At 64.6% G+C, this 23,887-nt stretch carries 23 protein-coding genes and 1 tRNA gene; 6 read left to right on the top strand and 18 right to left on the bottom strand.

Annotated elements, in window-relative coordinates:
* The first annotated feature begins 238 nt into the window (after positions 1 to 238).
* Entirely contained in the window at positions 239 to 463 is a 225-nt protein-coding gene (locus SOM61_RS09760) for a YkgJ family cysteine cluster protein (protein ID WP_320474120.1), read from the top strand.
* A gap of 1 nt (position 464) precedes the next feature.
* On the opposite strand, the gene SOM61_RS09755 is transcribed toward SOM61_RS09760, so the two are convergent.
* Positions 465 to 872, bottom strand: coding sequence for a hypothetical protein (locus tag SOM61_RS09755; protein WP_320473907.1), 408 nt, complete (start codon positions 870 to 872; stop codon positions 465 to 467).
* A gap of 239 nt (positions 873 to 1,111) precedes the next feature.
* Between SOM61_RS09755 and SOM61_RS09750 the strand changes: the two genes are divergently transcribed.
* Both SOM61_RS09750 and recQ read left to right on the top strand, forming a co-directional pair.
* A complete protein-coding gene (locus tag SOM61_RS09750) occupies positions 1,112 to 1,945 on the top strand; it encodes an undecaprenyl-diphosphate phosphatase (RefSeq protein WP_320473906.1) in 834 nt (277 codons plus the stop codon).
* A gap of 41 nt (positions 1,946 to 1,986) precedes the next feature.
* Positions 1,987 to 3,819 carry a DNA helicase RecQ gene (gene recQ / locus SOM61_RS09745; RefSeq protein WP_320473905.1) on the top strand — a complete coding sequence of 611 codons (1,833 nt, stop codon included), beginning with the start codon at positions 1,987 to 1,989 and terminating at the stop codon, positions 3,817 to 3,819.
* Positions 3,820 to 3,824: 5 nt separating this feature from the next.
* Here recQ and SOM61_RS09740 read toward each other — a convergent pair whose 3' ends face one another.
* The 3 genes from SOM61_RS09740 to trmB form a co-directional block, all read right to left on the bottom strand.
* Positions 3,825 to 4,574, bottom strand: a complete 750-nt coding sequence (locus tag SOM61_RS09740) for a LytR/AlgR family response regulator transcription factor (protein WP_320473904.1) — start codon at positions 4,572 to 4,574, stop codon at positions 3,825 to 3,827.
* Positions 4,571 to 5,785 (bottom strand): sensor histidine kinase, encoded by a 1,215-nt coding sequence (locus SOM61_RS09735; RefSeq protein WP_320473903.1) that lies wholly within the window; start codon positions 5,783 to 5,785, stop codon positions 4,571 to 4,573. The genes SOM61_RS09740 and SOM61_RS09735 overlap by 4 nt, the downstream gene beginning before the upstream one ends.
* A 131-nt stretch (positions 5,786 to 5,916) precedes the next feature.
* Entirely contained in the window at positions 5,917 to 6,597 is a 681-nt protein-coding gene (gene trmB / locus SOM61_RS09730; RefSeq protein WP_320473902.1) for a tRNA (guanosine(46)-N7)-methyltransferase TrmB, read from the bottom strand.
* 171 nt (positions 6,598 to 6,768) lie between these two features.
* Between trmB and SOM61_RS09725 the strand changes: the two genes are divergently transcribed.
* Positions 6,769 to 7,884, top strand: a complete 1,116-nt coding sequence (locus SOM61_RS09725; protein WP_320473901.1) for a succinylglutamate desuccinylase/aspartoacylase family protein — start codon at positions 6,769 to 6,771, stop codon at positions 7,882 to 7,884.
* Between the two features lie 118 nt (positions 7,885 to 8,002).
* On the opposite strand, the gene SOM61_RS09720 is transcribed toward SOM61_RS09725, so the two are convergent.
* Together SOM61_RS09720 and SOM61_RS09715 are read right to left on the bottom strand one after the other, a co-directional pair.
* Complete coding sequence (locus SOM61_RS09720) at positions 8,003 to 8,257, bottom strand: SDR family NAD(P)-dependent oxidoreductase (protein WP_414674960.1); 255 nt, start codon at positions 8,255 to 8,257, stop codon at positions 8,003 to 8,005.
* A gap of 37 nt (positions 8,258 to 8,294) precedes the next feature.
* Positions 8,295 to 9,356 carry an aldo/keto reductase gene (locus SOM61_RS09715; protein ID WP_320474119.1) on the bottom strand — a complete coding sequence of 354 codons (1,062 nt, stop codon included), beginning with the start codon at positions 9,354 to 9,356 and terminating at the stop codon, positions 8,295 to 8,297.
* Between the two features lie 115 nt (positions 9,357 to 9,471).
* On the opposite strand from SOM61_RS09715, the gene SOM61_RS09710 reads away from it, so the two are divergent.
* A complete protein-coding gene (locus tag SOM61_RS09710) occupies positions 9,472 to 10,020 on the top strand; it encodes a hypothetical protein (protein ID WP_320473900.1) in 549 nt (182 codons plus the stop codon).
* The gene (locus SOM61_RS09705; protein ID WP_320473899.1) at positions 10,001 to 10,531 is read left to right on the top strand and encodes a YqhG/Tai3 family protein; all 531 of its coding nucleotides are present in this window, start codon (positions 10,001 to 10,003) and stop codon (positions 10,529 to 10,531) included. The genes SOM61_RS09710 and SOM61_RS09705 overlap by 20 nt, the downstream gene beginning before the upstream one ends.
* A gap of 8 nt (positions 10,532 to 10,539) precedes the next feature.
* Here the strand turns inward: SOM61_RS09705 and SOM61_RS09700 are convergent, their stop codons facing one another.
* The 12 genes from SOM61_RS09700 to SOM61_RS09645 form a co-directional block, all read right to left on the bottom strand.
* A complete protein-coding gene (locus SOM61_RS09700; RefSeq protein ID WP_320473898.1) occupies positions 10,540 to 11,169 on the bottom strand; it encodes a DUF6064 family protein in 630 nt (209 codons plus the stop codon).
* 47 nt (positions 11,170 to 11,216) lie between these two features.
* The gene (locus SOM61_RS09695) at positions 11,217 to 12,104 is read right to left on the bottom strand and encodes an aldo/keto reductase (protein ID WP_320473897.1); all 888 of its coding nucleotides are present in this window, start codon (positions 12,102 to 12,104) and stop codon (positions 11,217 to 11,219) included.
* A 112-nt stretch (positions 12,105 to 12,216) separates the two neighbouring features.
* Positions 12,217 to 12,426 (bottom strand): hypothetical protein, encoded by a 210-nt coding sequence (locus SOM61_RS09690; protein ID WP_320473896.1) that lies wholly within the window; start codon positions 12,424 to 12,426, stop codon positions 12,217 to 12,219.
* A 33-nt stretch (positions 12,427 to 12,459) separates the two neighbouring features.
* Positions 12,460 to 12,533 (bottom strand) — tRNA-Gly (locus SOM61_RS09685).
* Between the two features lie 68 nt (positions 12,534 to 12,601).
* On the bottom strand, positions 12,602 to 13,633 hold the full coding sequence (locus SOM61_RS09680) for a TraB/GumN family protein (RefSeq protein ID WP_320473895.1): 1,032 nt from the start codon (positions 13,631 to 13,633) through the stop codon (positions 12,602 to 12,604).
* 119 nt (positions 13,634 to 13,752) lie between these two features.
* Positions 13,753 to 15,303: a UdgX family uracil-DNA binding protein gene (locus SOM61_RS09675; RefSeq protein WP_320473894.1), complete on the bottom strand. Its 1,551-nt coding sequence runs from the start codon at positions 15,301 to 15,303 to the stop codon at positions 13,753 to 13,755.
* The gene (locus SOM61_RS09670) at positions 15,300 to 16,529 is read right to left on the bottom strand and encodes a putative DNA modification/repair radical SAM protein (RefSeq protein ID WP_320473893.1); all 1,230 of its coding nucleotides are present in this window, start codon (positions 16,527 to 16,529) and stop codon (positions 15,300 to 15,302) included. The genes SOM61_RS09675 and SOM61_RS09670 overlap by 4 nt, the downstream gene beginning before the upstream one ends.
* A 104-nt stretch (positions 16,530 to 16,633) precedes the next feature.
* A complete protein-coding gene (locus tag SOM61_RS09665) occupies positions 16,634 to 18,205 on the bottom strand; it encodes a tetratricopeptide repeat protein (RefSeq protein WP_320473892.1) in 1,572 nt (523 codons plus the stop codon).
* A 6-nt stretch (positions 18,206 to 18,211) separates the two neighbouring features.
* Positions 18,212 to 20,425, bottom strand: coding sequence for a putative bifunctional diguanylate cyclase/phosphodiesterase (locus SOM61_RS09660; protein ID WP_320473891.1), 2,214 nt, complete (start codon positions 20,423 to 20,425; stop codon positions 18,212 to 18,214).
* An 8-nt stretch (positions 20,426 to 20,433) separates the two neighbouring features.
* Positions 20,434 to 22,599, bottom strand: a complete 2,166-nt coding sequence (locus tag SOM61_RS09655) for an HDOD domain-containing protein (protein ID WP_320473890.1) — start codon at positions 22,597 to 22,599, stop codon at positions 20,434 to 20,436.
* A 434-nt stretch (positions 22,600 to 23,033) separates the two neighbouring features.
* Positions 23,034 to 23,396, bottom strand: coding sequence for a nuclear transport factor 2 family protein (locus SOM61_RS09650; protein WP_320473889.1), 363 nt, complete (start codon positions 23,394 to 23,396; stop codon positions 23,034 to 23,036).
* A complete protein-coding gene (locus tag SOM61_RS09645) occupies positions 23,386 to 23,787 on the bottom strand; it encodes a VOC family protein (RefSeq protein WP_320473888.1) in 402 nt (133 codons plus the stop codon). The genes SOM61_RS09650 and SOM61_RS09645 overlap by 11 nt, the downstream gene beginning before the upstream one ends.
* Between the last annotated feature and the right edge of the window lie 100 nt (positions 23,788 to 23,887).

Genomic DNA, 23,887 nt, shown 5'->3' with positions numbered 1-23,887 from the left:
GGAACAATTAATATAGACCGCGCTCGTCGAAACAGTCAAGCAACCGTTGTATAGCCGAAACTATATTAGTTGAAATGTGGTAGTAGCCGTAGATTCAACCGTTTTCACGAATATGTTGCAGGCCGATTACATACGGCCGGGCTATACTGGCGGGCTCTGTTTCACGCATTCCTCGATGTCCATGCCCGCCTCTTTCCAGTGCCGGCCGCAGTGCGGCGCCTGCTGCACCGCGCCCTCGATCACCAGCCCGATTCCAGGCATGCCGAACGGCAAGCCTGCAGGGGTGCGTTGCGTGCAATTGGGGGAGGATGAGCGCTGCCGGATTTTTGGGCAACCGGAACGGCCGGCCTTCTGCGGCGGCCTGCAGCCATCGCATGAAATGTGCGGCGACGATCGCCCGCAGGCGATCCGCTGGCTGAGCGAGCTGGAAAAGGCTACCGCGCCTGCCTACGCATCTTTCTGAGCTATACCGCCGATTTTCCACGCGCCTGTTGCACGCGCTGGAACAACCCGCCGAGGGTCAGGCCGTCATGCCAGACCTCGTCCAGGCGCAGGCCGTAGCGCTCGCGCAGCGCGCGCGCCAGCGGCTCGATGTCGGACGCGTCCGGCATCCAGCGTGCGGACCTGGCGGCGCGCACCACGCCCAGCACCTGGTCGTCGGGACGCAGGTGCAGCTTCTCGCTGTCGCCGAACGAGAAAGCGGCGCCGAACACCGACAGGAATTCGCGGATGTCTTTACGGGATGCGGATGGGAAGGAACTGCGCCAGACCCGGCCCTGGAAGGGTCGGTAGCGTAATGCATTGGGCAACTGCCAGTCATGAAATGCCAGCCAGGACAGCGCGGCAAGGATGATGACCAATATTAGACTCATTGGGTGAGTGCAGGATTACTCATGGATTTAGTTTAGCACGCGATTTCACATTCGATGCAAGCGCTTTTTTCATTCGCGCGCAGGCCCAGGCGCCCGATGGCTGCACATTTCGCCCGCAAAAATCGTCCGTACGGTTCAGTTAGCACAACGGTGGCGGCCCGGCTCATGGTAAGCTGCGAGCCCAAGCCGGCGTGCCTGAGCCGGCTCGTTCCCAGATCACTTCCACACCAATACAATTCATGGATATTGCGCTCGCCATCAAGGCGATCATCATGGGCCTGGTCGAGGGCTTCACCGAATTTCTTCCGATTTCTTCCACCGGTCACCTGATTCTTGCGGGCGAGTTACTCAACTTCACAGGTGTCAGGGAAACGGTATTCAAGATCGTGATCCAGCTGGGCGCCGTGCTGGCCGTCGTCTGGGAATACCGCGAGCGTGTCATACGCCTGTTTTCCGGACTGGGCTCGGATCCGCTGCAGCAGCGCTTCGCGCGCAACGTCGCGATCGCCTTCATGCCGGCCGCCGTTGCCGGCGTGCTGTTCAGCGCCACGATCACCGAACTCCTGTTCCACCCGGTGCCGGTGGCGATCGCCCTGGTCGTGGGCGGCGTCATCATCCTGTGGGTGGAACACCGCCAGCGCCAGCGCGCAACGCCGCCGCGGGTCGAGACGGTCGACCAGATGACGGCGCTCGACGCGCTCAAGGTCGGCTTCGCCCAGTCCTTCGCCCTGATTCCCGGCACCAGCCGTTCGGGCTCGACGATCATCGGCGGCATGCTGTTCGGCCTGTCACGCAAGGCGGCCACCGAGTTCTCGTTCTTCCTTGCCATGCCGACGATGCTTGGCGCTACGGTGTATTCTGTGGTCAAGGAACGCGATGCACTGTCGATGGCCGATTTCCCGATGTTCGGCCTCGGCTTCGTCTCGGCCTTCATCGCCGCCTTCCTGTGCGTGCGCTGGCTGCTGCGCTACATCAGCACGCACGACTTCACGATCTTCGCCTGGTACCGTATCGTATTCGGTATCCTGGTGCTGGTGACCGCTCACTTTGGCTTGGTCAACTGGTCGGAGTAAACTAGCGCCTTACCCAGATCCAAAACACTGAAACAGACAGTATGAATCCCGATATCGGCGCCGACCTCGGCGCGCGCGCTCTCCACGTGCTGGAGACGGTCTTCGGCTATCCCGCCTTCCGCGGGCAGCAGGGAGAGATCGTCGAACACGTGGCCAGCGGCGGCGACGCGCTGGTCCTGATGCCGACCGGCGGCGGCAAGTCGCTGTGCTACCAGATCCCCGCCCTGCTGCGCGACGGCGTGGGCGTCGTCGTCTCCCCGCTCATCGCGCTGATGCAAGACCAGGTCGATGCGCTGGAAGAAGTCGGCGTGCGCGCGGCCTTCCTCAACTCGACCCAGAGCTTCGAAGAAGCCATGCGCATCGAGCGCCTGGTGCGTACCGGCGAGATCGACCTGGTCTACGTGGCGCCCGAGCGCCTGATGACGCCGCGCTGCCTCGAACTGTTCGAAAGCAGCCGTATCTCGCTGTTCGCCATCGACGAGGCCCACTGCGTCTCGCAATGGGGGCATGACTTCCGTCCCGAATACATCCGGCTGTCGATCCTGCACGAGCGCTTCCCGAATGTGCCGCGCATCGCGCTCACCGCGACCGCCGACCAGCAGACCCGGGCCGAGATCGCGCACCGCCTGCAGCTGGAAGACGCGCGCCAGTTCGTCTCGTCGTTCGATCGTCCCAATATCCGCTACTCGATCGTCGAGAAGACCACCGGCCGCAAGCAGCTGATCGATTTCATCAGCAGCGAGCACGCGCAGGATTCCGGCATCGTCTACTGCCTGTCGCGCAAGAAGGTCGAAGAGACGGCGGACTTTTTGAACGAGCACGGCATCCGCGCCATGGCGTATCACGCCGGCATGGAGCACACGGTGCGCGCCGCCAACCAGGCCCGCTTCCTGCGCGAAGAGAATATCGTCATGGTCGCCACCATCGCCTTCGGCATGGGCATCGACAAACCCGACGTGCGTTTCGTCTGCCACCTCGACCTGCCCAAGAGCATCGAGGGCTATTACCAGGAGACGGGCCGCGCCGGCCGTGACGGCGCTCCTGCCAGCGCCTGGATGGCCTATGGCCTGCAAGACGTGGTCCTGCAGCGCCGCATGATCGACGAATCCGAGGCCGACGAAACCTTCAAGCGCGTGCTGTCGATGAAGCTCGACGCCATGCTGGGCCTGTGCGAAACGCTCAGCTGCCGGCGCATGCGCCTGCTCGACTACTTCGGCGAGCGCTCCGGCCCCTGCGGCAACTGCGACACCTGCCTGGTGCCGCCGGTCAGCTTCGACGGCTCGGTGCCGGTGCAAAAGCTGCTGTCGGCCATCTACCGGGTCGACCAGCGCTTCGCCGGCGGCCACGTGATCGACGTACTGCGCGGCGCGCAGACCGAGCGCATCAGCCAGTGGCACCACGACAAGCTCACCGTGTATGGCGTCGGCGCCGACCGCTCCGAGCAGGAATGGCGCGCCATCCTGCGACAGGCGATCGCCCTCGGCCTGGTGACGGTCGACCACGATGCCTTCAGTTCGCTCAAGCTCACCGACGCCGCGCGCCCGGTGCTCAAGGGCGAGCAGAAGGTGCAGCTGCGCCAGTACCAGAAGCCGGTCAAGGCCAAGCGCCCGTCCACCTCGCGCTCGAGCTACGAAGAAACCGAACTGTCGCGCGACGAACAGGCGATCTTCGACCGCCTGCGCTCGTGGCGCATGGGCACCGCGCGCGAGCACGGCGTACCGGCCTATGTCGTGTTCCAGGATGCGACCCTGCGCGAGATCGCCAAGGTCAAGCCGGGCTCCATCGACCAGCTGCGCGGCGTGTCGGGCGTCGGCGAGAAGAAGCTCGTCTCGTACGGCGACGAGATCGTCGCGATCATCAACGAGATGAGCTGACCGGCTTACTCCCGGAACAGGTGAGTGAAACTGCGGCTGACCGGGAGCACCTCGTCGCTCCCGCGCAGCAGCACCTGCATGCGTTCGGCGTCGATCCGCTCGGCCGCCCGGATCGCATTCACGTTCACCAGCGTGCCGCGGTGGATCTGCCAGAACAGGCCCGCATCGAGCCCGCCCACCAGGTCCTTGAGCGGAATGCGCACCAGCGCCTCAGAATCGGCCAGCACCACCCGCGTGTACTTGGTGTCGGCCTGGAAGAACAGCACCTCCTCGACGTCGATCAGGCGGATCTGCTTGCCGACGCTGGCCTTGAGCCATTTGAGCTTCTCGCGCTTCGCTTGCGGCGACGCCGCCTTCACCTGCTGCACCACCTCGCTGACATCGTCCGGACGGGCGTCCAGCTTCTCGCGCAGGCGCGCCAGGGCCTTGTCGAGCCGACCCGGCTGGATGGGTTTGAGCAGGTAGTCGACCGCACCGGTGTCGAAGGCATCGACCGCATACTGGTCGTAGGCCGTGACGAACACCACGTGCGAACGGCGCCCGATGCGTTCGGCCACTTCCAGGCCCGACATGCCGGGCATGCGGATGTCGAGAAAGACCACCTGCGGCTCGTGCTCGAGCCAGGCGTCCCAGGCGTCAAACCCGTTCTCGGGCGCCGCGACCACCTGGGCTTCGGGCCAGGCCGTGGCCAGCATGCCGAGCAGGCGCTCGCGCATCAGGGGTTCGTCTTCGGCGACCAGCACAGTGACACTCATTTCGGCTCCTTGCAGGGGATGGCGATTTCGGCCAGCAGGCCAGGTTCGGCTTCGGAGAGCAGCAGGCAGGCGCCTTCTCCGTACGCCAGGCGCAGGCGGTGGCGCACGTTTTCCAGGCCGGTGCCGGCGCCCGGCGTGTCGCTCATGCCCACGCCGCTGTCGCGCACCCGGATGCGGATCGTCCCTTCGTCGTCGTGGGCCGTGACGACGATCTCGCCGCCCGCCAGCGACGGCTCGATGCCGTGCTTGATCGCGTTCTCGGCCAGGGTCAGTACGAGCATGCTGGGCACCTGGGTGCTTGCCAGCGCAGCGGGCACGTCGACCGTATAGCGCAGGCGCTCGCCCATGCGGATCTGCATCACGCGCAGATAGGACTCGACCAGGCCGAATTCGGTCGCCAGCGCCACCTGCTCGCAGCGCATATCGCTCATGCTGGCGCGCAGGAAGTCAATCAGGTGGGACGTGAGTTCGGCCGCGCGCGGCGCACCCTGCTCGGCCAGCTGCTGCACCGCGCCCAGGGTATTGAACAGGAAGTGCGGCTCGATCTGGGCGCGCAACAGGCGCAGTTGGGTTTCACTTAACTCGCGCGCCAGGCGCTCCTGCTCGGCGTCGCGTTTGAGCTGTTCGGCCAGTATCTGGTAGTGGCGGTTACGCAGCACGGCGATCACGATGGTCGGTATCGCCACCAGTGCGGTCACGACGATCGTCACGGTGACGACGATCCTGGGCAGCCTGTCGAGCAGGACTGACCAATTGCCACCCGTCTCGAACATGGCGGTCAATCCACCGAACAGCCCACCCACCAGGCCAAGGCCGACGATCGTGACCAGCGCCTTGCCCTTGGCGCGCACGATCTTCCCATAATTGAACCAGACGCCCATCAGCGACATGGCCATCGCGAGCCCGATTGCATTGGCGGCAAGGACTGTATGCCACCACGGCCTGGCAGGCAGAAAAGCGAGATTGATCAGGAAACCGACCACCGACAGCACGACGAACAGCTTGAGCAGCGCAAGCAGGGCTGCCGAGGTACTGACGGTACTGGAAAACTGATAAAGGGATTCACGCTCGGCGGGCGACATCTGCGCCAGCTTGCGGGCGAAGAAACGGCGGCAGCCGGCCGGCACCTGCGCTACCAGCGTTGGATCGCGGAGCACCGCGAGCTGCTCCGCCTCTACCTCACGATTCCATTGTTCGATGCGCTTCCACATGCTGTTCTCCCCTGTGCTCGTTAATGTATATCAACGAGTCCAGTCTAGGAACTTCCGGCGGCCCGGGACAGCAGGTGGCGACGAACGACGAAGACGGGGGAACGAACGACGATCCGCCCCCGGATTGACACTTACTTGCGCGTGAAGACCAGGTCCCAGACGCCGTGACCCAGCTTGATGCCGCGGTTCTCGAACTTCGTCAGCGGACGGTATGCCGGCTGCGGGGCGTAGCCCTCGGCGGTGTTGGTCAGCTCCGGCTCGGCGCTCAAGACCTCGAGCATCTGCACCGCATAGTCTTCCCAGTCGGTCGCCAGGTGCAGGTAGCCGCCCGGCGCGATCTTCTGGCACAGAAGCTTGACGAAGGCCGGCTGGATCAGGCGGCGCTTGTTGTGGCGCGCCTTGTGCCATGGATCGGGGAAGAACACGTGCACGCCGTGCAGCGAGCCGTCACGGACCATGTGATTCAGCACCTCGAACACGTCGTGCTGGACCAGGCGCAGGTTATCGATGCCCTGTTCGCCGATCTGCTTGAGCAGGCTGCCCACACCCGGCGTGTGCACTTCGACGCCCAGGAAATCCTTCTCGGGCATCAGCGTCGCGATATGGGCCGTGGTGTCGCCCATGCCGAAGCCGATTTCGAGGACCACCGGCGCCTTGCGGCCGAAGGCCTGTTCGAGGTCGAGCGCTTCCTTCTTGTACTCGATCAGGAACTTGGGGCCAAACTCCTCGAAAGCCCGCGCCTGCGCGGTCGACAGCCGCCCTGCGCGCGTGACGAAACTGCGGATGCGGTGTTCGGTGGGATCGTACAGCATGGACCGTGCCGGACCACTGGTAGGCTTATCAGAAGACATGGGGAGTGTGAAATATGCGGAAAAAACGGCTGTCATTATAGCGCAGCCGCCCCGGCCATCGACCGTGCGTGGTGGCAAGGCGGAATCGAGCATAATCATTGTCTTCCCCCAGCAACGCCGGAGCCTCTTGCCATGCACTCGACGAAACACCCGATCGCCATCGAAGACAGTGTCGCCACCCTGAACCTGACATCCCTCCACTACGGCGCCCCCGGCAGCGGCAAGAAGGTATACATCCAGGCCGCGATCCACGCCGACGAAGTGCCTGCGATGCTGGTGGCGCACCTGCTGCGCGGGCAGCTCGACAAGCTCGATGCCGAAGGGCGGATCAAGGGCGAGATCATCCTGGTCCCGGCAGCCAACCCGCTCGGCCTGTCCCAGGTGCTGCATGGCGCGCCCTTCGGCCGCTACGACCTGTCCACCGGCCTGAACTTCAACCGCTCTTATCGCCATGTTGCCGCCGCCCTCAAAAGCGCGCTCGAGGGCCGGCTGGGCCAGGATGCAACAGCCAACGTCGCGCTGATCCGCGAGCTGGCCCGCAACGAGGTGGCGGCCTGGGAACCGGCGGACAATGCCGCCACGCTCAAGAAACTCCTGCTGACGATGGCGATCGACGCCGACATCGTGCTCGACCTGCACTGCGATAACGAGGCGGTGCTGCACATGTACACCGGCACGCCGCTGGTCGACGTGATCCAGCCGCTGGCCGACCTGATGGGCGCGCGCGTGCTGCTGGTGGCGAAGGAATCGGGCGGCGAAGCCTTCGACGAAGCCTGCAGCCGGGTGTGGTGGGACCTGGCCGACCATTTTACGGACGCCGCCATTCCGCCCGCATGCGCCGCCGTCACCGTCGAACTGCGCGGCGAGAACGATGTGAACTACGACTACGCGCAGCAGGATGCCGACGCCATCCTGCAATACCTTGCGCATGTGGGCGTGCTCGACATACCGGCGAACGCCCTGCCCGCGGCCCACTGCGGCCCGACGCCGCTCGATGCCGTCGAGCCTTTGGTGGCGCCGCATGCGGGCGTGCTGGTGTTCCGCAAGAAGCTGGGCGATCAGGTCGCAGCGGGCGAGCCGATCGCGGATGTCGTCAATCCGGTCAGCGGGCAGGTCACGCCGGTGGCGGCCAGCCGTCCGGGGTTGCTGTTCGCCAGCACGGCGCACCGGCACCTGCTGCGCGGGATGCACATTTGCAAAGTGGCGGGGGCGGATTCGTTCAGGTTGGGCAATCTGCTGTCAAACTGAGTCTGCCTGGAACGCGCGCCATAGGCCGTACGAATCCTCGATGAAGTTGTATCCGCTGACCTTGCCGTCCCTGACCGAACAGATTGCCGCGAAATCACTTTCGAACTCCTTGCCGGTGCTAAGGATGCGGTGCTTGACGTGTCCCGTGATGACTGCCTGACGTCATCCGGGTCGCGCATATCCGCCCTGATGGCGATCGCCTTGCCACCGGCTTCAGCGATCTCGTCCACGATATCGTCGGCCGCTTCTTGCTGCTTGAGTAATTGACCACGACCGATGCCCCCTCGGCCGCGAAGTGTTTTGCAATGGCCGCACCCAGGCCCTTCGATGCGCCAGTGATCACGGCGACTTTTTCTTGCAATCGATAACTCATGACTGAAATCCTTTCGGTAAGTGCCGCAGGACAGCCGTCAGGAAGTTGCCGACATTTTGTCGGCCCACAGGTCGACCGGGCCGAGACGATCCACGCCCTGGGTCGCGAGCATCCAGCCCGGATATTCCGGCGGCAGCTCGCTGACGTCGTCGAGCTGGCGGATCTCGTCTTCGCCGAGGGAGATGTCGACCGCGGCGATGTTGTCCTCGAGCTGGCTCAGTTGCTTGGCCCCTACCAGCACTGATGTGACGATCGGCTTGGACAGCAGCCAGGCCAGTGCGATCCGGGCCGGGCTGCACCCGTGCGCTTCGGCGATGGGGCGCATCACGTCGATGACGTTCCAGGCGCGCTCCTTATTGATGATCGGGAAGTCGAAATCGGAACGGCGCGAGCCTTCCGGCGACTGGTTCTCGCGGCTGAATTTTCCCGATAACAGCCCACCGGCCAGCGGGCTCCAGACGAGCAAGCCCATCTTTTCCGCTGCAATCAACGGGCCCAACTCACGTTCGAGATCGCGGCTTGCAATCGAGTAGTGGGCCTGCAGTGTATTGAATCGCGCCAGGTTCAGGCGTGCTGAAATCCCGAGCGCGGTCGCGACACGCCAAGCCGGCCAGTTCGAAACACCGATATAGCGAACCTTGCCCTGGCGGACCAGATCGTCCAGCGCGCGCAAGGTCTCCTCGGTGGGCGTCAGGAGATCGGTCGCGTGGATCTGGTACAGATCGATGTGATCCGTCTGCAGCCGTTGCAGGCTCGCTTCGATGGCATCCATGATGTGGCCGCGTGAAGCACCGACATCGTTGCGGCCTGGCCCCATGCGGCTATATACCTTGGTGGCCAGCACATAGTCCTTGCGGGCGATGCCCAGGTTCTTGAACGACTGGCCGAGCGTGCTTTCGCTTTCGCCACCGGAATACACGTCGGCGGTATCGAAGAAATTGATGCCCGCGTCGATGCTGGCCTTGACGAGTTCGTCGGCGCCAGCCTGGTCGACATTGCCGATATGCTTGTACACGCCGCTACCGCCGCTGAAAGTCATCGTTCCCAGGCATAGCTGCGATACGAGCAAGCCGGTGTTACCCAAGGTCTTGTATTTCATCGTGTTCTCCTCGGAAGACTTCGAATGAATACCAGGGCGCGTTGACGTCAGCCGTTCGGCCCCGGATGACGACAGTCTGGCTCCTTCCGAGATGCCAAGGAATACACATTCTTGCTTGAACAATGCCCAATTTTGGATCCATCAGGTCATCCCGCTCACCGTGCACTGGGCTGGCAAGGTTTGCCGAGCGATCTGTTGTCGCGCTGAGCGATTGCGACTACGCAATGTTCACAGCAGGGAGACAACAATAATTGGCCGTGCCTTCAATAACACGCCAAAAATCATGCCGATTGATGTGGAAAAATGCGCATCGCATTTGCGTACAAACGCGAAAAATCAAAGTCAAGGCAGATGCGCCCGCTTCGTTCGGCTGGCGCTCGAAGCTGCTGATGCCAATACTTCAGGGCATCCGCTCATGGCCAAGGATTGGGGGCCTATCCTAACGAGGAATGGATTTCATGTTGTCGCCCTTCCTACCCCTGAGCATTTCAAGTTTCAAAAAGGCGATATCGTGGTGATTCAACCGTATCCCGGCGGGAATTCAGCAGGCCATATTGCGGGATTCGACGGCGAGAAATGGATATCCGATTTCGCCCAACGAGACTTCTGGGCTGGTCCAACCTATCGCAGAGAAAGGCCCGAGTATGCCGTCTACCGTCCCTAGCCGCGCACTCTGCGCGATATCTTTCGCTCTCGTCTGCATTTCCCCATCCACTGCCGCACCACGTGAATCAGATGAACAAGTCGCCATTGTGGGCAGCCTGTACAAGACCTTCGCATGGCAGGTGCTGTCGAGTTCGATTAACGTTTTTGGCAAGCCGCTAGCGCAGCAGGCAAGTTCGGTCCTTCGTCGTTACTTTGATCAGGAGCTGGCTTCTCTACTGGTCAAAGACGGTCACTGCGCCGAAAAAACCGGCGAAATATGCAATCTGGACTTCGACCCCATCTTCGCGTCACAGGACCCGGCTGCCGTCGACTTGACGATACGTCCCATGCCAAAGGACATCGTGGCTGTTGAATTCACCTATCCCTCCAGCGGTGAGAAAGTGCGGCTGGAGTACCGCATGACCAGAAGAGAAAATGGCTGGCTGATCGATGACATTCAGTATTCGGGAATGTCCAATAACTCTCTCAAGCAGCTGCTCACGCGCAAACTCCCCCCCAGCGACGAATAACATCAGGCTCAATGTACTGGCGAGTGTCTTGAGTGCCTGAAGAGCAAGCCGGCTGCGACTGACAGGATAGCAACCGTCGGCAACAGCCACGCATAGCCGACGCGCAGCTCCATCAAGGTCGCGCCGCTCACCGCACACCAGGCCAGCGGAATCAGCCAATAGAGCGGGTGGGCTCGGCATGCCAGCAGTCCCCCCAGCGTGGCGACAGCGGTTGGATCGGGCGCGATGCCGAATACTTCAGCGTGGCTCCAGCTGTGGCCGCTGCCCAGCGCGAGCAGCGGATACCCGAGCACTGCCAGGCCGGAGAAGCCCAGCGCCACCTGCTTTTGCATGCCAGCCGGTGCGGCGCCGTGCGATCGCAGCGCCATGAAGCACAACATCACGGACTGCACGCCGAAGGCGAGCGCGAACCAGGGACCGGCCGTGTTGATGTCCGCGTAACGATCGAGGTGATATGCCCAGCCGACCCAGGCCCAGGCCACGGCCAGCACCAGCAACGCGATGCGGCGGGTGTTGACGCCAGGGCGCGCAATGCAGCCGATGACGATCAGGCCAGCCGCCAGCGCCAGGAGATGCGCGGGCCAGACCGCCTCGTTGTACAGCGCGATGAGCCGGAAGTAACTGCGTTGCGAGAACATCAGAAAGTCCGACAGCCTGTAGGTCGCCCACTCGGTCCACCACCCGCTCATGCCAGCCTTTCGGCATCCTGGGCGATGCGCTTGCGCAGGGCCTCGTCGGGCATGCGGCCGGTGCCGGCCAGCAGGTTCTCGCGCACGTGGGCCACGTTCGAGGTGGCGGGAATCGCGCAGGTGACGCCGGGGTGGGACACGATGAACTTCAGCAGTGCCTGGGCCCAGGTGGTGCAGCCGATGTCCGCGGCCCAGCGGGGCAGCGGCTTGCCGGCCAAGGCTTGGGTCAGGTCACCCTGGCGGAACGGCCGGTTGACGATCACGCCGATGCGGCGCTCGCGCGCCAGCGGCAGGATGCGCTGCTCTACCTCACGATCGAGGGCGTTGTACGAGATTTGTACGAAGTCGATGGGGTGGGAGGCCATGATTTTCTCGATCTCGCCGTGGCGCCGGCCTTCGGACGTCGTGATGCCGACATAGCGCAGCCGCCCTTCCTTCTTCATCGCCAGCAGGGTCTTGAGGTGTTCTTCCCACGACAGCAGGTTATGCACCTGCAGCAGGTCGAAGCGCGGCACGCGCCACAGTTTTCGGGAAGTCTCGATCTGCTGCACGCCGCGGGCGCCGCCGCTGATCCACACCTTGTCGGCCGAGAACAAGGTCGGCGGCTTGATGGCTTGTATCGCTTCGCCGATCACGTCCTGGGCCGAGCCGTACATCGGGGACGAGTCGATCATCCTGCCGCCGCTAGCAAGGAACTGGCGCATCACCTCCTGGCATTCCTTGCGAGCCTGCGGATCGCGGCCGACGTTAAAGGTGATCCAGCTGCCCAGGCCGATGACAGGTATCTGCTCACCGGACGAGGGGATCGGGCGGGTGAGCAGCGGCGCCGGGGCTGGCGCGGCGTGCAGCATTGGCAGGGCCAGGCTGCCAGATGCGGCGAGCATTGCTTGCAATAGGCGGCGGCGTGAAGGTGAGTCCAGTATCATCCTTGTTCCTCGCATGGCTGAGTGCAGGAATCAACAGGATACTGCGTCTAAAGATGAGATGGCGCTGCCATCAGTGCTGTTCCGGCCCGGACGGCGGCTTGTCGCCCAGTTGACGCCGCAGACGCCGATTGTCGAACGAGAGCGTTACGATCGCAATGATCGTCAGCACGGCAAATGCGTTTTTGCCGAGATAGTGCCAGAAGGCCCATGCTGCCCCTGCTGCGACGAGGCCCGTCAACAGCAGCAGAGAGCGGTCTTTAAATGATATCTCGGGGATCATTTTATGAGCATCGGCGGATACGACATGATCGCGTGGAGCGGGTGAAGGGAATCGAACCCTCGTATGAAGCTTGGGAAGCTGCCGTTCTACCATTGAACTACACCCGCGTTGCCAGCATTCTACGCGCGTTTGGGACGGTTTGACAATTTCCCGTCCCTCCCGCGCCTGCCCCGGATCAATCCGGCTGCTCGACCGTATACCCCTTCGCCGCCAGCGCCGAGATCACTCCTTTCGGGTCGAAGATATCCTCGATCTTCAGGACGGCGAAGGTCGAGGCATTGGCCGCGAGCGCCTTCTCGGCCGAAGCGATCCATTTCTCGTTCGCGCGCGTCCTCATGTGCTTGAATTCGGGCTCGGCATCGAATGCCGCGCTATTCATCAGGGCGCCGGAACAGGCCTCTTCGCGGCTGGTGAAGTCCAGCTTGCGCATTTCATCCACATCGCCCTTGGCCCAGGCATTGGCGCGCCGGCTGGCGGCCTCGAGGTCCTGCTCCAGCGTGGACATCGTGCGCGTCAGGCAGGCGGCGTCGCCCAGGGTCGATTTCTTGAAGTTCTTCAGCACCGTGCGCGCATTGTCCATCGGCAGCTGGAAGGTCGACGCGGTCTCCTTCAGCTTCGCCTTCTTGACCAGGTCCAGCAGCGGCTTGCGCACCGCGTAGCTGTCGACCAGGCCCGCTTGCTTGCGCGCGGCGTTCGACAACACCTCCGCCGCGAAGATCGGGCGCTCACGTTCGACGTCGTCGTTCTCGGGCAGGTACTTGGACTTGAACGTGGTCCAGCGCGCATACTCTTGCGCCGGCATCACGTCACGCAAGCTTGCGCCATCCGGATTCTTGCGCATGCCGATGAAGCTTGGCAGCAGTGTGATCCCCCTGAAGAAACCCGGGCTGGCCGAGACGCTTGGCGCCGACAGGTATTCCTGCGAATTCCGGATGACGTTTTCGACTTCGTGCGAGCGCCACTGCATGTCCTTCGGTACCGGCCCGTACATGCCGAACACCCACAACACATGATCGCCCTTCGACACTTTCCACATGCCCGGCCCAGGACGCTGGGCCACGACGTGGATCTGCTCCGGCGCCGGCTCGGCGGCGCTGTCGGCAACATCGACGGCGGCCTGCGCCGTGACGGCCACATCATCCGATTGCGCCCAGGCGGGAGCGGTCAGCATGCATATGCAGAAAGCGGGTACGGCGAGTTTGCTCATGAAATGATCCGGTGATGGGAATCGCCAGATCTTACGCCAATGGCATCGTTGGCGAACCTGCTGTAACGCGGCTGTTTCAATTACATGAACAGCGCATACTGTGCATATAAGTGCATATATCAGGCTTCCCGCGGCTCCGACGCATCTGGCCTGTCCAATAATTCCTGCGCCAGCTTCAAGCCCTCGACCATCACCGAAAACGCCTCGTGCTTGGTCGCTTCGTCCGGCACGCGCAACACGTACGACGGGTGATAAATCGTCACCACCCAGCTGTCGCCATGGCGCACCGGCCGTCCCAGCTTGTCCTTCAGGGTCACGCTCCCGGTCTGCAGCACCGACTTGAGCGCGGTCGCGCCCATCGCCACGATGACCTTGGGTTGTCGCGTGGCGATTTCTTTCCCGAGCCAGTAGTGGCAGGCCTCGATCTCCTTCTGCGCCGGCGTCTTGTGCAGGCGCCGCTTGCCGCGCGGCTCCCACTTGAAATGCTTGACGGCATTGGTGATGTAGACGCCCTTGCGCTCCACGCCGGCCTGCTCGAACACGCGGTCGAGCAGCTTGCCGGCCGGGCCGACGAAGGGCTGCCCTGCCAGGTCTTCCTGGTCGCCCGGCTGTTCGCCGACGAGCATGATCTTCGCGTGCTTTGGCCCTTCGCCGCCGACCGCCTGGGTTGCGTGTTCCCACAGCTCGCAGCGCCGGCACTCGTCCAGCTTCGACGGCTGCTGGCGCTCGGGCTGCGCCTTTTCGGCTTCGATCGGGATCGTGCGGCCGCTGCGCCTGCCCACCGCTTCGACCTGGCCAATGCGGCGCGCGCCAAGGCCGGCCTGGCTCACCAGGGACGGCACCAGCGCGCCTTCCGGCAGGTTCTTCCAGAAGCGCGAAGGAATATGGCTGTTCATGACCTGCGTGTTCAGGCGCGCCGGGTTGAAGATGCTGCGGTAATAGGTCAGCCACAGCGCCTCGCCCGCGTCATCCAGGTCGGCCGCGCTCGACATCAGGGGGCCGGTATGGTGCAGGGTGGCGCCGTCCCACAGCACGCTGGCGTCGGGCGTGGCGATCATCCAGGTCACTTTGCCCATGCGCGCGACGAAGTGTTCGGCCACCTGCGGCAAGACATCGTGGGCGGGTTCGAACCAGGCCACGAAATGGGGCGCGCCGGCCTCGATCGGCCGTTCGCGGAATCGGATGTAGGCGTGCATATCGTGTACCTCGCGCCGCACCCCCTTGACCATCGTGTGCAGCCGCTGCCCGTCGGGATCGGCGGGCGATTGCACGTCGTGCTCGCCCTGCTGCCAGCGCCAGATCACCTGGTACAGGAAGGCCCAGCGGTCATGGTCGCGAAAGCAGGCGGCGGTCTGCAGCATCTCCATCAGGGAGCGCGGAACTTGTGGCCTCGGCGCCGTTGCGTTAGAAGGCGCCTGCGCGTCTGCTCGCGCCTGGGACGACAGGAGGTCGCCTCCATGCTGCGCAGCCTCGCCCGGCGCCGGCGCACCTGAGAACAGGTCGGCGCCCGGTGCCCCCCAGGTTACTGCCTCAGGCGGCACGCCGGCGCGCAGCAGTTCGCGCGCCACCGCGCGCCATGCGGTGAAACCGTCCACCAGCAGCGGCCGGCCCGCGCGCACGCTCGCTACCGCGGTCGCGGCCAGGGCGGCGGCGCCGGCGTCCAGGTTCATGCCGCCTGCAACTCGGGCCACAGGTTCATCTGCTGCGGCGCATCGGCCATGTGCTTGCGCAGCAGGTCGGAACTGGTCGCTCCCTGCGCCGGCTTGTAGTCGGCGGTGACGACGAAGGGCGCGAGCTTCTTGAGGCTGCAGCGCAGGCGAGATAGATCTTCCCAGCGGATGCGGCGCAGGCGGCGCAGCTCGACGATGCGCTTGGCGTTGCGCAGGCCAATGCCGGGAATGCGCGGGATCAGCGATGCATCCACCCGGTTCAGGTCCATCGGAAAATGCTCGCGATTGCTCAAGGCCCAGGCCAGCTTGGGGTCGACGTCCAGCGCCAGGTTGCCCGTCTGCGGCATCAGTTCGCCGGCCGTGAAGCCGTAGCCGCGCAACAGAAAGTCGGCCTGGTACAGGCGGTGCTCGCGCAGCAGCGGCGGCGGCGCCAGCGGCACGCTGCCGGGGCTTTGCGGGATCGGGCTGAAGGCCGAGTAGTACACGCGCTTGAGCTTATAGCTGCCGTACAGCGTCTCGGCCGTGTTCAGGATGGTGTGGTCGTCGCTGGCGTCGGCGCCGACGATCATCTGCGTGCTCTGGCCGGCCGGCGCGAAGGCCGGCGCCTTCGGCTCCTCGGCTTTTTCGTCCAGCTTGCGCCGGATCGCGCCCATCGCCAGCTTGATCGTGTGGACGCTTTTCTCGGGTGCGAGGCGGGTCACGCTGTCGTGGGTCGGCAGCTCGATGTTCACCGACAGGCGGTCGGCCCAGCGGCCCGCTTCCTGGATCAGCAATGGATCGGCGTCGGGGATGGTCTTGAGGTGGATGTAGCCGCGGAACTGGTGCACCTCGCGCAACTGGCGCGCCACCGCTACCAGCTGCTCCATCGTGTAGTCGGCCGACTGGATGATGCCCGAGCTGAGGAACAAGCCGTCGATGTAGTTGCGCAGGTAAAAATCCTGGGTCAGCTTGACCACTTCGTCCACCGCGAAGCGCGCCCGCGGCACGTTCGAGGTGCGCCGGTTGATGCAGTACTGGCAGTCGTAGATGCAGAAATTGGTGAGCAGGATCTTGAGCAGCGAGACGCAGCGGCCGTCCGGCGTATAGCTGTGGCAGATGCCCATGCCGGTAGTGGCGCCCAGGCCGTCCTTGCCTTCGGAACCGCGCTTGGGCGCACCGCTGCTGGCGCAGGATGCGTCGTACTTGGCCGCGTCGGCCAGGATTTCGAGCTTGTCGTTGAGTTCCATCGCGCAGGCGTGACTGTATGGGCATACAGTATAGCGCGGCGTGCATACGCACACGGTGCGCTGGCGCAGCCGTGCGCGCCTGCTGGCGGTTCAAATGCGGTGCGTCAAACCGAAATCAAGCGTTCCGCCTGGGACAACTGTTGCGCTTCCATCCTGCTCGCGACCTTCGCCAGGTAGGCGCTGGCCGGCGCCACGCCGGCGCCGCCGGCCCGGTGCAGCCAGGCATAGGCCTCGACCAGGTCGCGCTGGGCGCCCTGCCCCGCCGCATACATCACGCCGAGGTTGAACTGGGCCCGCGCATGGCCCTGGCGCGCGGCGCACAGGTACCAGAAATGGGCCGCCTCGTAGTCGCGCTCCACGCCCTTGCCGCAGTCGTAGCGCAGCCCCAGCTCGAACTGCGCCAGCGCGTGCTTGTGGTCGGCCGCCTTGTGGAACCAGTCGGTCGCCTCGAACGGGTCACCGCTCTCCAGCCGGTCGAGCAGCGCGCCCACCATATACTGGGCCGGCGCGTAATCCTGGCCGGCCGCGCGCCGGTACCAGGCCAGGGCCTGCGCGCTGTCCTGTGCGACCCCGTTGCCACTCTCATAGCGCAGGCCCAGGTCGAACTGGGCCCGCAGGTGTCCCTGCTCGGCCGCCTTGCGATACCACTCGGTCGCCTGCGCAGGATCCTGCTCGACGCCGTCACCGGCATCGAGCAACTGCCCCAGCTGGTATTGGGCCGCCGGCAGTCCCTGCTCGGCAGCGCGCCGGTACCAGGCGGCCGCCTGCGCCACGTCGCGCGTCACGCCCTGTCCGTGCTCATAACGCATGCCGAGGCTGTTCTGGGCGCCGGCATGGCCCTGGTTTCCGGCGCGCCGGTACCACGCCAGGGCCAGCGCCTCGTCGCGCGCCACGCCGTGGCCGGTGTCGTAGATGAGCGCGAGATTGAACTGCGAGCTGGCATGCCCCTGCTCGCCGGCGCGGCCGTACCACAGGATCGCCTGCCGGCTGTCCTGCTCGACGTCCTGGCCCTTGTCGTAGCGCAGGCCGAGGTTGAACTGGGCCGGCGCATGGCCCTGCTCCGCCGCCTTGCGCATCCAGGCCAGCGCTTCGCGTGCGTCGCGCGCCACGCCCTGGCCGGCGTCGTAGCGCAGGCCCAGGTTGTACTGCGAGCGCATATAGCCCTGCTCGGCGGCGCGCCGGTACCAGTGCAGCGCCGCCTCCTGGTCCTGGGCCACGCCCTTGCCGGTCTCGAACATCATGCCCAGGTTGTGCTGCGCGCCCGGCTCGCCCTGGTCGGCCGCCTGGCTGAACCAGTGCAGCGCCTGGCCCACGTCGCTGGCCACGCCCTGGCCTTTCGCATACAGCCAGCCCAGGTTGTACTGGGCCGGCGCATAGCCCTGCTCGGCCGCGCGCCCATACCAGTGGGCCGCCTGGCCGAAGTCCTGCTCGACGCCCTGGCCCTTCTGCAGCATCACGCCGAGGTTGTACTGGGCCTGGGCCAGGTTCGATGCCGCCGCCATCCGGTACCATGCCACCGCCAGCTCGTCGTTCTTCGGCACGCCCTGGCCGCTCACATACATGAAGCCAAGGCTGTGCTGGGCCTGGGCCACGCCGCGCTCGGCCTGCGCCTTTACACGCAAGAATTCGGCGCTATAAGTGGGCGTGGCGCTCGATTGCAGCGTGGCGTCGAGCATGATCGGTCAGGCCTGCACCGCGCGCAGGGCGCCGCCCGACTGGGTGCGCAGCGCGGCCATGAAGTCGTGCAGCGAAATCGGGCGATAGAACAGATAGCCCTGCATCGTCAGGCAGCCGTTGGCGCGCAGGTAGCGCGCCTGCTCCTCGGTCTCGACGCCTTCGGCGATCAGGTTCAGGCCCAGGCCGCGCGCGATCGAGATGATCGCCAGGATCACCGGATAGTGGCCGTCTTCCTGGTGGATCTCCTTGACGAAGGACTGGTCGATCTTGATGGTGTGGATCGGGAAGCGGTGCAGGTAGGACAAGGACGAGTAGCCGGTGCCGAAGTCATCGATCGCGATCGACACGCCCAGCTGGCACAGCTTGTTGAGCTGCTCGATCGCATACTGCGGATTGCGGATGCAGATGTTCTCGGTGATCTCCACCTCGATCTGCTGCGGCGAGATGCCGTAGCGCGCCAGCGCGCCGCGCATCTTCTCGAAGAAATCGCCGCGGTCCAGGTATTGCGGCGACAGGTTGAGCGAAAGACGAATGTCGCTGCCGCCGATCGCATTCCACTGCAGCATGTCGCGGCACAGCGCGCCGATCATCCAGTCCGAGATCGGCAGCATCAGGCCGTTCTCTTCGGCGAACGGCAGGAACTCGCCGGCCGACAGGCGCCCGCGCGTCGGATGGTTCCAGCGCATCAGGGCTTCGGCGCCGGTGATGCGGCCGGTCATGGCGTCGATTTGCGGCTGGTAGAACATCTCGAGCTCGTCGTGCTCGAGCGCGCGGCGCAGCGCCTGTTCCAGCGCGATCTTCTGGTGCGACACTTCGAGCATCGAGTCGTGGTAGAAGCTGTGGCCGTTCTTGCCCAGCGCCTTGACCTGGTACATCGCGATGTCGGCATGGCGCAGCAGCTCGTCGATCGATTCGCCGTCCTTCGGATAGATCGCGATGCCGATCGAGGCCGAGATGTGCACCTCGTGGCCGTCCAGGTCGAATGGTTCCTGCAGCACCTCCAGGAATTTATCCGCCACCATGCGCGCGTCGTCGCGGTCGCGCAGTTCGGGCAGCACGATGGTGAATTCGTCGCCGCCCTGGCGCGCCAGGGTGTCCCCCTTGCGCAGGCATTCCTTCAGGCGGCCGGCCGCCTGCTGCAGCAGTTCGTCGCCCTTCACGTGGCCCAGCGTGTCGTTGACCAGCTTGAAGCGATCCAGGTCGATGAACATCACCGCGAGCTCGGTCTGCTTGCGCTTGGCCTGGATCACGGCCAGCCCGAGGCGGTCCTTGAACAGGATGCGGTTCGGCAGGTCGGTCAGGATGTCGTGGTAGGCCTGGTAGGAGATGACTTCTTCGGCGCGCTTGCGGTCGGTGATGTCGCGCGCCACGCCATAGGTGCCGAAGAATTCGAGCTTCTTGACTTCCTGGTCCGGCACGTGCATGCCGATCGCGTTGAGCGAGATCGTCATCAGGGTGGTGTTGAAGGTGCGGTCGTGGCCATTGCCGCCACGGCACTTGAGCCGCAGTTCGACGTTGCGCGACGCGCGCTCGTCGACGCGGCGTTCGTTGAACACGTAGCGCGCGCGCTCCAGGTCTTCCTCGTGCACCAGGATCGAGTAATGCTGGCCGATCAGCTCTTCGCGGGTGTAGCCCAGCAGCTGGTAGGCGCGGTCATTGACGAAAGTGAAGCGGCCCTCGTGGTTCAGCGTATAGATGATGTCCGGCGACGAGTCCACCAGGTAGCGGTACATCTTCTCGGAGTTCTCGAGCTGGTTCGCGATGCGCGCATTGTCGAGGGTCAGGCGACGGCGCTGCAGCGCATTGCTCACGGTGGAGAGCAGCTCCTCGCGGCTGTAGGGCTTGCGCAGGTAGCTGTAGGCGCCGCGCTTGAGCGCGCCGATCGCGGCGTCGATGCCGATCTCGCCGCTCATCACGATGACGTCGGCGTCGATGCCCCTCTCGTTGATGAAGTCCATGATCTCGTGGCCGCCGATGTCGGGCAGGCGCAGGTCGAGCAGGACGAGGTCAAAGTGCTGGCGGGACAGCTGGGCCAGGGCTTCGGTCCCGGACGGCGCGGTGACCAGGCGATAGCCCCGGCCCTGCAGCAGTTCGTACAGCGAAGACAGCAGGCGTGGCTCGTCGTCGACCAGCAGCAGGCGTGGCTGGCTGTCGGTCTCGAGGGTCTGGGAGAAAGGAGCGGGGTCGCCGGGAAGCATGGTGGCGGGATGCGCGTTCATGGTGAGGGTTAAGCAGAACCGAGGGCGCGCGCCGGCAGCGCGGGGACCGCGCCGGCGCCGGACCACGCCGGCAGGAGAATTTCAAAGGAAGTGCCGGCGCTGCCGCTGCGGCAGGCGATGTGGCCGCCCAGTTGCCGCACCAGGCCGTGGACGATCGACAGGCCGAGGCCACGACTGCCCTCGGCGCCGTCCTTGCTGCTCCTGACCGGAGCGAACAGGTTGGCCAGCACCTCGCGCGACAGGCCCGGGCCGTTGTCGCTGACGACGAGTTCCAGGTAGACCTGGCGCTCGCGGTTCACGTGGCCACGGTTGACGATCTCGATCCGCCCCGCCGGGCGCGAGCCCAGGGCCTCGACCGCGTTCTTGACCAGGTTGACCAGGATCTGCTTGAGCAGGTCGGGATCGCCCTCGATCGCGCCATCGCCTTCCATGCGCGTCACCACCTGGATCGTGGCCGGCACGTAGCCGCTGCCGCGGAACAGGCGCAGCACGTCGTCCACCACCTTGGCCGCATCGAGCGGACGCGGAACGGCGTCGGGCGTCCTCTGGTCGGCCAGGCTGCCGATCAGCTGGCCGACGCGGTCGATCTCTTCGTTCAGGATCGACAGCTCGCCGCCCACCGGCTCCTGGCGCGCCAGCTTGCCATCCAGGACACTGAGGTAGTTCTTGATGATCGCCAGCGGATTGTTCACTTCGTGGATCACGCGGCGCGAGGCGTCGCGGAATTCCTCGGCCACGCTGGCCAGCTGGCGCCGCGCGTGGCCGCGCTCGAGCAGCAGGTTTTCCAGCGCACTCGCGGCCTGCGCGCCGAAGGCCTGCATGAAGCGCTCGCGGCGCTGGCAATGCGGCAGCTGCCAGCCCGGCACGCCGCCGACCAGCACGCCCAGGCAGCGCGGCCCGGCGACCAGCGGCACCACCACCAGGCTGTCGGTGCCCAGCATGCGCAGCAGCTGTTCCTCGGCCAGGCCCAGCTGATCCTGGTGGCGCGCGCGCTGCACGAAGGCCGGACGGCGCTCCAGCGCGCTGCGCGCGACCGGGCCGCCTTTCGCCAGCGGCAGCGTAAACTCCGCGATGCGCTGTGCGCCGAAGGTCGGGGCGCCGGCAAGCAGCTGGCCGGTCGGGTTCTCGAGCAGCACCACGGCGCTGTCGAAATCGAACAGGATGCGCGCGGTGCGCGTCATCGCGTCCAGCAGGCCCGACTCGCCCTGCTGGCGCGCCAGGCTCTGGCCGACTTCGGACACCAGCACCATATTGCGCACTTCCTCGTTCAGGCGCTGCTGCACCGGATCGACGGGCGGCGGCGGCGCCCAGGCCGGCGGACTCGGGATGTCGTCGGCGCCCGCCAGGTCGATGCCCAGGTGGACGGCGGCCTGCTCGACCTGGCGCGCGGCCTTCTCGACCAGCCGGGCGGCCTGCGCGGCGTCGATGCCGCATAGCGCGCCGGCTTCGCGCACCATCGTCGCATCGTCCGCATGATGGGACAGCACGTGCGCCAGGCGCACGATGCGGATCAGGGGATGGCTGGACTCGAGCCGCTCGCTCGGTTCGTGGTGGTACAGCACTGCGTCGGCCAGGAAGGAATCGAGCTGCCAGCGCTCGATCAGCCAGGCGCCGGCCTCGGTGTGGGTGATCTGCAGGGTGCGCTGCTCGACCGCGCACAGGTCGTCGTCGTCGCGCGCGGTGAAGTTGAAGCCGTATTCCTTGGGCGCCGCGGCCAGCAGCGCCAGCCGGCCGACGTTGTGCAGCAGGCCGGCCAGGTAGGCTTCTTCGGGATGCGCATAGTCGAGCGCGCGCGCCACTTCACGCGCCAGCACCGCCGCGGTGAGCGAATGCTTCCAGAACGCGCGCAGGTCGATGCTGTTCGAATGGGGAAAGCTGTTAAAGGTCTGGAACACCGAATCGCTGATGACCAGGGTCTTGATCATGTCGGTGCCGAGCGCTACCAGCGATTGTTCGAGGTCGGCGCTGCGCGTGTGGCGGTGATAGGCGGAGCTGTTGGCGACCGCCAGCAGCTTGCCGGTCATGCCGGCATCCTTCGCAATCAGGGCGGCGAGTTCCGGCATGCCGAGGTCATCGGCCTGCAGGTGTTCGATCAGCTTGACCAGGATCTGCGGCATGGCCGGCAGACGGGCAATCAGCAAGCGATTGCGGATGTCCTGGTCGGATTGGTGCATGTTATCAAACACGGCCGCCGTTCGTCGAAGGGTTGGGTTGGTGGCCCTGCCGCTCGTGGAGGCCTGCCACAACATCTAGCACTTCAGTCCATGGAACAGGCGCGTCGAATGCCCTCTGCTCCAGATGTGAAAAACGTATCGTAGCATATATACATTTCTGATCAGGAACAATAGTTACAGCAATAACTCTTGCCGAGGGTTAGCTCTAACTGTATGGCAGAGGGAAATGAGACATATGCTTGTTGCATCAATACGACTGTTTCATAAAATTTCGTAATTTTTTTTCACATAAAAACAAAGCTGACGCTGAAGCCAGTCCGTAGATGCCCCGGACCCAGCGTCTCCCGTCGACGGCAGCCGCACGAACGGAAGGCCCGTGCCATGGTCTCGGCAAAGCCGTGGCCGAAATCAGTTTTTCATCGTAGTCCCAAGGATCATTCGAGGTCGGCGTCGATACGTGCGATCAGACCCTGGCGATCGATGGAGAAGTGCAGCACGCCCACTTCGTGGCCGAAATCTCCGGTGAAATCCAGCCGCAGGCGCGCACGTCGGTCACCGGCATATTCCAGCGACAGAAAACGGCTGACCGTGCGATAGCCGACGAAATACTGCGCGATATAGTCGCGTATGCCGGCGCTGCCATCGAAGCGGTGGCCGGTGGAGGGGTCGTCGATCGTTGCGTCCGGCGCGAACAGGGCCAGGGCGCGCTCGACGTCGAAAGCATTGGTTGCCGCGATCAGCGCATCGGCCGTCGCGCGCAGATCGTCTTGTTCCAGAGCTATGGCTTTACTTGCCATGCTGCCAGCTCTTGTAGACGAATTCGAGGCTGTAACCGTCCGGGTCCATGACCTGGGCCGCGTAATAGCGGGGATCGTAGTGGTGCTGCGGCCCGGGCGCATGGATTGCGGTCGCGCCGGCCGCCAGCGCCTGTGCGCAGGCGGCATCGACCATCGCCTCCGAATCGGCAACGAAGCCGAGATGCACGGCGCCGGGCGCGGCCGTGCCCTGCCGCAACCAGAAGAATACGCGGCCATCCGCCCCGAAACCCTTCAGGTCGGCATGGCCCGGCGGGCCGTCCTTGCCGTCATAGTCGAGGCGGCTGGTGATGCCCAGGATCGGCAGCACCTTTTCGTAAAAGGCGATCGAACGAGCGCTGTCGCCCACTGTGAGAAATATGTGATCGAGCATGAAACAGTCCTTTCAGAGGGTGCGGGCCTAGCGGCGGGCGGTACGCCCACCGTTGAAACCAGTAGCGACCACGATAAGCGCGCGCCACTGTTTCCACCCA

The organism is Massilia sp. CFBP9012 (assembly GCF_034045115.1).
In the GTDB taxonomy this organism is placed as follows: Bacteria; Pseudomonadota; Gammaproteobacteria; order Burkholderiales; family Burkholderiaceae_D; genus Telluria.
The sequence above is the reverse complement of the archived record's forward strand: the minus strand, read 5'-3'. Positions and strand labels throughout refer to the sequence as shown.

Excerpts from the sequence above, each read along its gene's own strand:
- SOM61_RS09750 (WP_320473906.1), top strand. The coding sequence starts at position 1,112 with ATGGATATTGCGCTCGCCATCAAGGCGATCATCATGGGCCTGGTCGAG.
- SOM61_RS09695 (WP_320473897.1), bottom strand. The coding sequence starts at position 12,104 with ATGCTCGCCGCATCTGGCAGCCTGGCCCTGCCAATGCTGCACGCCGCG.
- SOM61_RS09755 (WP_320473907.1), bottom strand. The coding sequence starts at position 872 with ATGAGTCTAATATTGGTCATCATCCTTGCCGCGCTGTCCTGGCTGGCA.
- recQ (WP_320473905.1), top strand. The coding sequence starts at position 1,987 with ATGAATCCCGATATCGGCGCCGACCTCGGCGCGCGCGCTCTCCACGTG.
- SOM61_RS09725 (WP_320473901.1), top strand. The coding sequence starts at position 6,769 with ATGCACTCGACGAAACACCCGATCGCCATCGAAGACAGTGTCGCCACC.
- trmB (WP_320473902.1), bottom strand. The coding sequence starts at position 6,597 with ATGCTGTACGATCCCACCGAACACCGCATCCGCAGTTTCGTCACGCGC.
- SOM61_RS09715 (WP_320474119.1), bottom strand. The coding sequence starts at position 9,356 with ATGAAATACAAGACCTTGGGTAACACCGGCTTGCTCGTATCGCAGCTA.
- SOM61_RS09655 (WP_320473890.1), bottom strand. The coding sequence starts at position 22,599 with ATGCACCAATCCGACCAGGACATCCGCAATCGCTTGCTGATTGCCCGT.
- SOM61_RS09665 (WP_320473892.1), bottom strand. The coding sequence starts at position 18,205 with ATGCTCGACGCCACGCTGCAATCGAGCGCCACGCCCACTTATAGCGCC.
- SOM61_RS09705 (WP_320473899.1), top strand. The coding sequence starts at position 10,001 with ATGCCGTCTACCGTCCCTAGCCGCGCACTCTGCGCGATATCTTTCGCT.
- SOM61_RS09700 (WP_320473898.1), bottom strand. The coding sequence starts at position 11,169 with ATGTTCTCGCAACGCAGTTACTTCCGGCTCATCGCGCTGTACAACGAG.
- SOM61_RS09660 (WP_320473891.1), bottom strand. The coding sequence starts at position 20,425 with ATGAACGCGCATCCCGCCACCATGCTTCCCGGCGACCCCGCTCCTTTC.
- SOM61_RS09670 (WP_320473893.1), bottom strand. The coding sequence starts at position 16,529 with ATGGAACTCAACGACAAGCTCGAAATCCTGGCCGACGCGGCCAAGTAC.
- SOM61_RS09675 (WP_320473894.1), bottom strand. The coding sequence starts at position 15,303 with ATGAACCTGGACGCCGGCGCCGCCGCCCTGGCCGCGACCGCGGTAGCG.
- SOM61_RS09680 (WP_320473895.1), bottom strand. The coding sequence starts at position 13,633 with ATGAGCAAACTCGCCGTACCCGCTTTCTGCATATGCATGCTGACCGCT.
- SOM61_RS09735 (WP_320473903.1), bottom strand. The coding sequence starts at position 5,785 with ATGTGGAAGCGCATCGAACAATGGAATCGTGAGGTAGAGGCGGAGCAG.
- SOM61_RS09645 (WP_320473888.1), bottom strand. The coding sequence starts at position 23,787 with ATGCTCGATCACATATTTCTCACAGTGGGCGACAGCGCTCGTTCGATC.
- SOM61_RS09720 (WP_414674960.1), bottom strand. The coding sequence starts at position 8,257 with ATGAGTTATCGATTGCAAGAAAAAGTCGCCGTGATCACTGGCGCATCG.
- SOM61_RS09740 (WP_320473904.1), bottom strand. The coding sequence starts at position 4,574 with ATGAGTGTCACTGTGCTGGTCGCCGAAGACGAACCCCTGATGCGCGAG.
- SOM61_RS09650 (WP_320473889.1), bottom strand. The coding sequence starts at position 23,396 with ATGGCAAGTAAAGCCATAGCTCTGGAACAAGACGATCTGCGCGCGACG.
- SOM61_RS09690 (WP_320473896.1), bottom strand. The coding sequence starts at position 12,426 with ATGATCCCCGAGATATCATTTAAAGACCGCTCTCTGCTGCTGTTGACG.